This window comes from Cellulosimicrobium sp. EB106-03-01-XG111 (assembly GCF_058792115.1).
On the sequence record NZ_JBYTEQ010000026.1, the window covers coordinates 59782 to 69060 of the forward strand.

General features: G+C 74.5%; 10 protein-coding genes and 1 tRNA gene. 5 read left to right on the forward strand and 6 right to left on the reverse strand.

Going from position 1 to position 9279, the window contains the following annotated elements; genetic code table 11:
* Positions 1–58 precede the first annotated feature (58 nt).
* The 3 genes from AC3WT4_RS18070 to AC3WT4_RS18080 form a co-directional block, all read right to left on the reverse strand.
* Positions 59–706, reverse strand: a complete 648-nt coding sequence (locus AC3WT4_RS18070; protein ID WP_492316129.1) for a DUF2637 domain-containing protein — start codon at positions 704–706, stop codon at positions 59–61.
* Positions 707–732: 26 nt separating this feature from the next.
* A complete protein-coding gene (locus tag AC3WT4_RS18075; RefSeq protein WP_492316130.1) occupies positions 733–1572 on the reverse strand; it encodes a hypothetical protein in 840 nt (279 codons plus the stop codon).
* Between the two features lie 376 nt (positions 1573–1948).
* Positions 1949–2021 (reverse strand) — tRNA-Lys (locus AC3WT4_RS18080).
* A gap of 385 nt (positions 2022–2406) precedes the next feature.
* On the opposite strand from AC3WT4_RS18080, the gene AC3WT4_RS18085 reads away from it, so the two are divergent.
* The gene (locus AC3WT4_RS18085) at positions 2407–2688 is read left to right on the forward strand and encodes a HesB/IscA family protein (protein ID WP_021479822.1); all 282 of its coding nucleotides are present in this window, start codon (positions 2407–2409) and stop codon (positions 2686–2688) included.
* Between the two features lie 165 nt (positions 2689–2853).
* On the opposite strand, the gene AC3WT4_RS18090 is transcribed toward AC3WT4_RS18085, so the two are convergent.
* Positions 2854–3570, reverse strand: a complete 717-nt coding sequence (locus tag AC3WT4_RS18090) for a M50 family metallopeptidase (RefSeq protein WP_492316134.1) — start codon at positions 3568–3570, stop codon at positions 2854–2856.
* 295 nt (positions 3571–3865) lie between these two features.
* Between AC3WT4_RS18090 and AC3WT4_RS18095 the strand changes: the two genes are divergently transcribed.
* Together AC3WT4_RS18095 and msrB are read left to right on the forward strand one after the other, a co-directional pair.
* Positions 3866–5380, forward strand: a complete 1515-nt coding sequence (locus tag AC3WT4_RS18095) for a DEAD/DEAH box helicase (protein WP_492316131.1) — start codon at positions 3866–3868, stop codon at positions 5378–5380.
* Positions 5381–5511: 131 nt separating this feature from the next.
* The gene (msrB, locus tag AC3WT4_RS18100; RefSeq protein WP_034652513.1) at positions 5512–5940 is read left to right on the forward strand and encodes a peptide-methionine (R)-S-oxide reductase MsrB; all 429 of its coding nucleotides are present in this window, start codon (positions 5512–5514) and stop codon (positions 5938–5940) included.
* On the opposite strand, the gene AC3WT4_RS18105 is transcribed toward msrB, so the two are convergent.
* Together AC3WT4_RS18105 and AC3WT4_RS18110 are read right to left on the reverse strand one after the other, a co-directional pair.
* Positions 5909–6370 carry a ribosomal maturation YjgA family protein gene (locus tag AC3WT4_RS18105; protein WP_492316132.1) on the reverse strand — a complete coding sequence of 154 codons (462 nt, stop codon included), beginning with the start codon at positions 6368–6370 and terminating at the stop codon, positions 5909–5911. The two genes, msrB and AC3WT4_RS18105, sit on opposite strands and share 32 nt — an antisense overlap.
* 19 nt (positions 6371–6389) lie before the next feature.
* Positions 6390–6887, reverse strand: coding sequence for a MarR family winged helix-turn-helix transcriptional regulator (locus AC3WT4_RS18110; RefSeq protein WP_286186143.1), 498 nt, complete (start codon positions 6885–6887; stop codon positions 6390–6392).
* 139 nt (positions 6888–7026) lie between these two features.
* On the opposite strand from AC3WT4_RS18110, the gene AC3WT4_RS18115 reads away from it, so the two are divergent.
* Positions 7027–8082: a hypothetical protein gene (locus AC3WT4_RS18115; protein WP_492316133.1), complete on the forward strand. Its 1056-nt coding sequence runs from the start codon at positions 7027–7029 to the stop codon at positions 8080–8082.
* Positions 8079–9224, forward strand: coding sequence for a heparan-alpha-glucosaminide N-acetyltransferase domain-containing protein (locus tag AC3WT4_RS18120; protein ID WP_257418031.1), 1146 nt, complete (start codon positions 8079–8081; stop codon positions 9222–9224). The genes AC3WT4_RS18115 and AC3WT4_RS18120 overlap by 4 nt, the downstream gene beginning before the upstream one ends.
* The last annotated feature ends 55 nt before the right edge of the window (positions 9225–9279 follow it).

The following is a 9279-nucleotide window of genomic DNA, read 5'->3' on the forward strand; positions in this document are numbered from 1 at the left end:
ACGCTCGTCCGGCCGAGGCCGAGCGCGTCCGCGATCGCGCGCCCGGACAGGTCCGTCGTCAGGGCGAGGCGGTCAATCTCGTCGAGGCGCTCGGCCACGCGTCCGCGCGCGGCCGTCCGGATCGTCCGGACACCGTCCAGGTGTCCGCCGTCCGCCGCGGTGTCCGTCGCCTCGGTGTCCACGGCGCGCAGCGCAGGTGCGCGCTCGACGACGACCGCAACCGGCGCGAGCGCGCCGACCGCAGCGGGCGTCTCCGCCTCCGTGAGCGGCCGAGGGCGACGCCGGCGACGACGTGCGCGGCGGCGAGCGTCATGAACGGGAACCCGGCGGCGAGGGTGGCGCCGACGATGCCCTGCCAGCCCTTGGGCCCGGCGTCCCAGGCGTGCGCGGCGTTGATCGCGGACGACACGGTGGTCAGGGCCCAGACGAGCGTCCAGGGCAGGCGTGCGCTCTGGCCGCGGTGGGTGCGGACGAACGCGGCGATGACGTATCCGAGCATGGCGACCTCGAGCGAGACGGGCACGAGCCAGGCGAGGCGGACGGGGATCGCGGCCCAGGGCGCGGCGGCGGACAGGCCGGTGAACGAGAGCGTGAACGAGGCCGCGGCGACGGCGACGAGCACGACGAGCAGACCGGCGAGCACGAGGCGGTTGTCGGGGTTGATCCGGGCGGCCGTCGTCGGGCGGGGCGTGGCGGTGGTGGTCATGGCGGTGGTCCTCTCATGCGGGGTGGTCAGCGGGCGGTGCGCCAGGCGGCGGCGCGGGCGGCGGCGAGCGTCTCGGGCGACGGGGGCGCGGCCGCGTGGGCGGCGTCGTCCTCGGCGAAGAGATCGCGGGTCGTGGTGACGGGGCGGTCGATTGCCCGGGGCGCGGGCGGGGGCGTTGGGCCGGTCTGCGCGAGCGCGGTGAGGCGGTAGCGGAGCAGGCCCGCGCTGCGGGCCCCGGTGAAGTCCTGGGCGGCGAGTTCGCGGGTGACGTCGTCGGGCGTCCACCCGGCGGCGCGCAGCTCTTGGGCGTGCCGGCGGACCGCCGTGGCCGCCAGGCCGCGGGCGAGGGGGTGTGACCGGATCTCCTCCACCACCCCGTCCAGCAGCGCGTCCCGCTCGCCGGCGACGTCCTCGACGACGGCGAGCGATCTGGTGGGGGGATGGGGAAGGGGATAGGACAGGGGATCCGGCACGCCTCGCGACACCCTTTCGTCGCGAGGCGACACGAGTCCGTCGCGAGCCGACACCTGTCGCGGCGCTCGCGGCTCGTGCTCCTGGTGCTCGACGACGTCGACGTCGTCGGCCTTGTCGCCGTGCTCGGCCACGGCGCCGGGCACGGTGAGCGCGTAGCGGGCCGTGAAGCCGCGCACGTTCGCGCTGGTGAGGGTGAGCCACCCCGCGTCGCGCAGGCGCCGCACGGCGGCCGTCGTGGCCGTCCTGCCCAGGCTCGTGCGTGCCTGCAGGCGCTCGGCTGCGACCCACACCCGCAGCGGCCCGGTGGACGCGTGGTCGGCGTAGGCGAGCGCGACGAGCTTGTCCGTCGCGCGGAGATCGGAGAGCCACACTGCGTCGCGCCAGGCGTTCACGTGGCGACGGGCGGACGTTGTCGGGTCGGGCGCCTTCGGCGCCGTGGGCAGGGTGCTGCTAGCGTGAGCGAGAGCCATCTCGGAGGGTCCAGTCCTCTAGTGGTGGTCAGGCCCCGCTCGGTGTTACCGCACCGGTCGGGGCCGTTCTGTTGTGGGCCTACGGGGTCGCGGGCGGCCTCGAGATGGTGGGCTGCGCGAGGGGCTCGCGCGGCGCGTCGACGCCGGCGGGGTCGACGAAAGGGCCCGCGGCGGCAGGTGCCGCGCGAGGCGTCATGTGGTGGGGGAGCAGGGCGCTCGCAGGGCGGCCGTGCCCAGCACTTGCCCAGCAGGGTCGAACGAACGTTCGACGGATGGGGTGTTCTAGCAGGTCAGAGAGTGGGCCCCGTGGGGTTCGAACCCACAACCTACGGATTAAAAGTCCGCAGCTCTGCCGATTGAGCTAGAGGCCCTGGACGCCGGTGGCGTCCACGCACAGGCTACCTGCGCCCCGCCGTCGGCAGTCCTGACCGAGTTCGGCAGTCCCGACCCAGATCGGCAGCCGCGACTGCCGAACCCGGCAGCATGTGCCGACCCCGGCCGTATGTGCCGATCTCGGACACCGACCCCCGCGGGCGCGCACCTTATGCGGCGCTCCGTGACATGTCACCTGCGGTCTTGCTCCGTGAGAAATGTGGTGAGAACCGGGCGTTTCGCTTGCGACGACCGCGAGTTCTTGTTTCGGTGGGGAAGACCGAGGAGCCCGCGGGAGGGTGCACCGACGGCAGGTCACGCCGGCCAGGCGTGGGCCGCACGGACGTGTCCCGCAGGTTCCGCCCGGCGACGAGAGGAGCTCTCGTGCTTACCCTGACCGACAACGCCCGTACCGCTGTCCACGACCTGCAGACCCAGGCCGGCGTCCCCGAGGGAGGCGGTCTGCGGATCGCCGAGTCCGCGGACCAGGCGGGCAGCTTCGAGCTCGCGCTCGTCCCCGCCCCGCAGCCCGACGACACGGTCGTGGAGAACGGCGAGGCGAAGGTGTTCGTGGAGTCCGCCACGGCCCCGACCCTTGCGAACCTCACCCTCGACACGGACCCGAACGCGCAGGGACCGGCGTTCGTCCTGACGCCGCAGGGCTGACGGGACGTTCCCGGCGCTCGCGCCGGACCATCTCGACGACGCGTCCTCCTCCTCCAGGCGCGTCCTCGGTCCCACGACGGGCCGCTCGCTCCGGCGGGCGGCCCGTCGTCGTGTGTCGACCGGTCTTCGAGGGCCGCTCGACCGGGTGCGACCGGGGTGCGAGGGTCAGGCGGCGGGCCCGACGATCCACGACCCGCCGAGCACGGCGGCGCCGAGCGTCACGACGAGGAACACCCCGACCCAGAACAGGCCGGGCAGGCGGGTGAGGCGCGCGAGGATGTCGGCGTCGGAGGTGCTCGCCCGGCCGCGCGACCGCTCGGACTGCAGCTCCAGCACCGGCCGCACCGCTCCCAGGAGCAGGAACCACGTCACCGCGTACGCGACGGCGCTCTGCACGGGCGGCGTCGCCCACCACGACACGCCGACGAGCGCGGCGCCGGTGACGAGCACGGACCAGAGCCCGAACCAGTTGCGGATCTGCAGCAGCATGAGGGCGAGCAGCACGACGAGCAGCCACAGCAGCCCGACGGCGTACCCCTGGCGCAGCAGCGCGGCCGCTCCCAGGCCGATGAGGCCGGGGCCGACGTACCCCATGAACGCGGTGAGGACCATGCCGAACCCGCGCGGGCGCCCGGACGACACGGTGAGCCCCGACGTGTCGGAGTGCAGGCGGATGCCCGCGAGCCGACGGCCGGTCAGCAGGGCGGCGATCGCGTGCGACGCCTCGTGCGCGATGGTCACGACGTGCCGGGCCACGCGCCACACGGGCGTGACGAGCACGACGACGAGCGCGAGGGCGCCCATCGCGACGACCACGGCGGCCGCGGGGGGAGGGACCGGCGTCGTGGCGGCGTCCCACACCTGCCCGACGACGTCCCCCACGGACGCGGCGACCTCACCGCCCGCGGTGGAGGCGTCGTCGGGCGATCCCGTGACCAGGTCTCGCTGGAGGCCGGGCAGGGCGGTGAGGGCGTTCGCCAGGGCGTGCACGCGCGACATTCCACCACAGGGCCCTGTGCCCGAGGGCGCCGAGACGCACCTCACCCGGCCGCCCGTCGTCGGGCATGAGACACTGGACGTTCGAGGGCAGCGCGATCCCGCGCGCCCGGCGTCGTGGAGATCCCCCCGGATTGCGTGCGGCGGACCCCGACCTTGAGCCCCGAGAGGCCCATCACCTGTGACTTCCTTTGCCGACTTCGGCCTGCCCACCCCTGTCGTGCGCGAGCTCTCGCGCCAGGGCATCGACTCCCCGTTCCCCATCCAGACCGCCACGCTGCCCGACTCGCTGAAGGGCCGTGACGTCCTCGGCCGCGGTCGCACCGGCTCCGGCAAGACGCTCGCGTTCTCGCTGCCGACCGTCGCCCGCCTGTCGTGGGCGAAGTCGTCGCGCCACCCGCGCCGGCCCCGCGCGCTCGTGCTGTGCCCGACGCGCGAGCTCGCCAACCAGATCAACGCCACGATGGAGCCGGTCGCCAAGGCGCTCGGGCTCGTGACGACGACGATCTTCGGCGGCGTCGCGCAGTCGCGCCAGGTCGCCGCGCTCGACAAGGGCGCCGACATCGTCATCGCGTGCCCGGGGCGCCTGGAGGACCTCCTCAACCAGCGCCTGCTCACGCTCGACGGCATCGAGATCACCGTGCTCGACGAGGCCGACCACATGGCCGACCTCGGCTTCCTGCCCGGCGTGAAGCGCATCATGGACAAGACGCCGAAGCAGGGCCAGCGCATGCTGTTCTCCGCGACGCTGGACAACGGCGTCGACCAGCTGGTCAAGCGGTACCTCAGCAACCCCGTGCGCCACTCGGTGGACGACGCCGCGGCCGCGCCCCCGCAGATGACGCACCACATCCTCGCGGTGCGCGACGCGGACGCGAAGAAGCAGATCGTGCACGAGCTCGCCTCGGGCACGGGCCGCCGCGTGCTGTTCATGCGCACCAAGCACCAGGCGAAGAAGCTCGCGAAGCAGCTGACGGCGGCGGGCGTGCCCGCCGTCGACCTGCACGGCAACCTCGGCCAGGGCGCGCGCGAGCGCAACCTCGAGGCGTTCTCGTCGGGCGCGGTCAAGGTGCTCGTCGCGACGGACATCGCGGCGCGCGGCATCCACGTGGACGACGTGGAGCTCGTCGTGCACGTCGACCCGCCGGCGGAGCACAAGGCGTACCTGCACCGCTCGGGCCGCACGGCCCGCGCCGGGTCGGAGGGCGTCGTCGTCACCGTCATGCTCCCGGAGCAGCGCGGCGACGTGCGCGACCTCACGCGCAAGGCCAAGATCACCGCGCAGCCGCAGCAGGTCGCGCCCGGCGACGCGACGATCCAGGGGCTCGTCGGCGAGGTCGCGGAGTACGTGCGCCCGGCCGACATCACGCCGCCCCAGACGCAGGCGAAGCGCGGCACGGGCTCGACCAACGGCGGGTCGCGCGCGTCGCGTCGTGGCCGGGGCGCCCAGGGCGGCGCACGCCCGGCCGCGCAGCCCGCGGGCCAGGGCACGACGGCGTCGCGCGCCGGGGGTGCCTCGCGTCCCGCGCGCTCGTCCGGCGGCCGCCCCGAGGGTGGCCGCGGCGCGTCGACCGGCGCGGGCAGCGCCGCGGCCGGGGCGGGCCAGTCCGCGGGCCGTCGTCGCGGCGGCCGCGGCCGCGCGCAGCGCCCGGCCGGCGGATCGAGCACCGTCTACTCGACCTCCAGCCCGCGCTGACGCCCCGACGCTGAGGCAGGAAAGAGTCGCGGTCGAACCGGTTCGGCCGCGGCTCTTTCGTGCACTCAGCGGGCGGGGCGGGGCGGGAACACGGGAGCGGTCGGCGTGGTTGGGACCGTCGGAGGTGGACCATGACCAGCCAGACCCACGAGAACCAGCCCTACGAGGTCGTGAAGACCGACGACGAGTGGCGCGCCGAGCTGTCCCCGCAGGAGTACGCCGTGCTGCGGCAGGCCGGGACGGAGCGCGCGTGGACGGGCGAGCTGCTCGACGAGAAGCGCGTCGGCGTGTACGCGTGTCGCGCGTGCGGGAACGAGCTGTTCCGCTCCGACACGAAGTTCGACTCGCACTGCGGGTGGCCGAGCTTCTTCAGCCCGCTCGCGGGCGACCGCGTCGAGCTGCTCACCGACCGCAGCCACGGCATGGTGCGCACCGAGGTGCGCTGCGCGCGCTGCGGCTCGCACCTGGGCCACGTGTTCGACGACGCGCCCCAGACCCCGACGGGCGACCGGTTCTGCATGAACTCGGTCAGCCTGACGTTCGAGGCCGGCGCGGAGTAGCCGACCGGGCGCCGACGCCCGCGTCGACCGCGCACGCGAGCGCCACGCCCACCAGATAGCAGACCAGGTCCCGCACCGCGAACGTGCTGCCCAGCAGCCACGCCGCGGGCGGGACCGCGTCGTTCACGGCGGCGGCGACGCCCGTCGCCTGGAGCGCCTCGACCGCCCAGCACCACCCCAGCGCGACGGCGCCCGCCACGAGCGGGCGCACGCGGGCCGCCACGAGGACCACGAGGACGTAGGTCGCGACGGCGTACAGGACGTCGCCGCCGACGTCGCCCCACGGGTCGGGGACGCGCGTCGCGACGACGAGGCCCAGCACCACGACGGCCGCGAGGACGAGCGCGACGACGGGCCGCCGTCGGGCCCGGGACCCTGCGCGAGCCGGTGAGGCCTCGCGGGGCGGCCGGGCGCCGTCGGGCACGGTCATGCGGCCGCGGGAGACAGGGTCACCGGTTGGCGGCCCAGCGCACGACGTCCTCCGAGTACCGGTGCAGGAGCGTCGCGAGCGTGGCGACGTCGCCCCGGTCCCAGCCGTCGAGCGCCTCGGTGATCGACGTGACCCGCCCGCTGTGCGCGGCGTGGAGCCGGGCCTCGCCGTCGGGCGTCAGGGTGATGAGCTGCCCGCGCGAGTCGTCGGGGTCGACCTCGCGCGCGACGAGGCCGAGGTCGTGCAGACGGCTGAGCTGGCGCGAGATCGTCGCGCGCCCCACGCCGAACTGCGCCGCGAGCTCCGAGCCCCGGACCCCGGGGTGGTCGGCGATGTGCGCGAGGAGCGGGTAGGCGCTCGCCTCGAGGTCGGGGTGGATGCGGCGCGCCATGCCCGTCGCGACCGCGCCCGCGCGGCGCAGCAGGATCCGCAGCTCGCGTTCGAGGTCGACGTACGCGTCGTCGTCGACGTGCGCGGTGTCGGGAGCGGGGCGGGCCGGAGCGGTCTCGGGGGGCACAGGGCCATCATGGCGCGAACGGCACGGCCCGGTCACCTCCCTCCCCGGAACCTCACCCGCCGGGGGCGACCGGGGCTCCGGGACGAGGTCGAGTATCCTTGCCCGGGCCCGAGGGTGGTCCAGGGGGAGGTTGTGTCCGGTGGTGGCTCGCCGTCCCATGCGCCTGGTCGTCGCGCTCGCGGTCGTGCTCGCCGCGGTGCTGAGCGGCTGCTCCGCTCTCGAAGCCCCGCGCCGGGTCCAGGTCGTGGTCGCACCCCACCCCGACGACGACCTCCTGGGCATCGCCGCGCTGGACGAGCGCGACTACACCGTGTGGGTCGTCGGGACGCAGGGGGAGTCGACCGGCTACTGCGAGCCCGAGCTGCTCCGACCGTCGACGACGCCGCTCGGTGCGTGGCCCGTCCCGGTGCCGACGGGTCGGCAGAGCCCGGAGTGCCGGGCCGCGCGGCTCGGCTCGTGGCTCGGCTTCCACCGGGACCTCTCCGCCCGCCAGGGGCAGGACGCCTTCGGAGCGGCCGCTGACACGCTTCCCGCTCTCGAGGAGGTCTCGGCACCGGAGCTCTCCGCAGGGACGCCACCGCGGTCGGACGAGGCCGCGGGGAGCCCCGGCCCGATCCTCTACGCGGTCGGCTCGGACGCCGCGCTCGTCGCCTTCGACGGCGGCGACGGGAGCCTCACCGCCGACGAGGTCGACTACATGGTCACCTGGGTGCTCGCCCAGCGAGGGACGCTCCTGCCCGACCTGGAGCTGTCGCGCGTGATCGGGGCGTCGTACTTCAACGACCCCGCGGGCGTCGTCTCGACCCCGGACTGCCGGCGCGAGCTGTGCACGGGGACGACGTCGTTCGCCGACTACCCCCACCCGGACCACCTGGCGGTGTCCTCGGCGCTCGCCCGGACCGACTACGGCGCGGTCGAGGGCAACCTCGTCGCGACCTGGCCCCGACCGACGGCCGTGACCTACCGCTACGCGCTCGACGAGGACGCGTACTGCTCGCTCATGTGCGAGACCCCCGACGAGGGAGGCGTGCCGCGGGGGCTCATGCAGTCCTGGTACGGGTGGCTGGCGTTCCCCGGCGACCACTGGCCGCAGACCGAGGTGCCCGTCCAGGCGGGGAACGGGCGCGCGCACATCATGTCGCGGCACCAGGCGTTCCTCAGCTATCACGGCGCCTGGAACCGGGTGGCACCGTGACGGCGCCGACCACGACCCGCACGCGGCCGACCACGCGGATCGCGGCGCTCGACTGGCTCCGCGGCATCATGCTCGTCGCCTCGGTCGCGATCAACAGCATGGTGATCGTGCCGCCCTCCGTCCACCACTCACCGTGGGACGGCGTGCATCTCGAGGACGTCATCTTCCCGATCTTCGTCACGCTCTCGGGGTGCGGGCTGGCCTTCGCGCTCAGCCGTCGCACCGACTGGGTGCGCTTCGCCCGACGGGTCCTGGTCCTGTTCGGGCTCGGGCTGGTCTACAACTGGGTCGTCGACGGCACCCAGTCCCTCGGAGACCTGCGCGTCACGGGCGTCCTCCAGCTGTACGCCGCGGTCGTCCTGCTCACCGCGCTGGGCCACCAGCTCACCCGGACCTGGCGCGGGTGGCTGGGCTGGACGGCGTTCTACGCGCTCACCTACTCGGCGCTGCTCATGTGGTGGAGCACCCGGTGCCCCGACGCGGTGCTCACCCGGGAGTGCAACCCCTCGGGGGCGATCGACGGTGCGATCTTCGGCAGCCACATGTACGCCGGCGGGCTGCTGGGCCACGACCCGGAGGGACTCGTCGCGATCTACGGGGCGATGGTCTCCGTCGCCGCCGGGGCGACCGTCGGGCACCTGGTCCTCGCGATCCACCGGCGGGGCCCGGAGGTCCCGCTCCGCCGGTACGTCGGGCCGCTGACGGTCCTCGGGGCCGGGTTCCTCGCGGCCGCCTGGCTGCTGCCCCGCTTCGCGGAGCTGCTCGGGACCGACCTGCCCACCATGAAGCGGCTGTGGACGCCGCCGTTCGCCCTGGCGATCGCCGGGGGTGTCGCGATCGCCATGGGGATCGCGGTCGTCGTGACGCGGAAGATCGAGTCCCGACCGGTGCTCGACACGGCGTTCCTCTACTGGCTCGTGGCGCTCGGACGCAACAGCCTGCTCGTCTACTTCGGGTCGCACGTGCTGAGCTCCCTGCTGCGTCGCTACCCGGGCGGGCCGGGGGAGGGCGTGCTCTTCAGCGCGGTCGCGGCCCTCGGCGGAGGGTGGCCGGGTCAGCTCGTCGTCACGGCGTGCCTGCTCCTCTTCTGGGTCACGCTGGCGGTCGTCCTGCACCGCAGGAGGATCTACCTCACGGCCTGACCGTCCCGACCGCACGCACGACGGAGGGGCGCTCCCCGGCCGAGCCGGGGAGCGC

Excerpts from the sequence above, each read along its gene's own strand:
- AC3WT4_RS18070 (WP_492316129.1), bottom strand. The coding sequence starts at position 706 with ATGACCACCACCGCCACGCCCCGCCCGACGACGGCCGCCCGGATCAAC.
- msrB (WP_034652513.1), top strand. The coding sequence starts at position 5,512 with ATGACCAGCCAGACCCACGAGAACCAGCCCTACGAGGTCGTGAAGACC.
- AC3WT4_RS18105 (WP_492316132.1), bottom strand. The coding sequence starts at position 6,370 with ATGACCGTGCCCGACGGCGCCCGGCCGCCCCGCGAGGCCTCACCGGCT.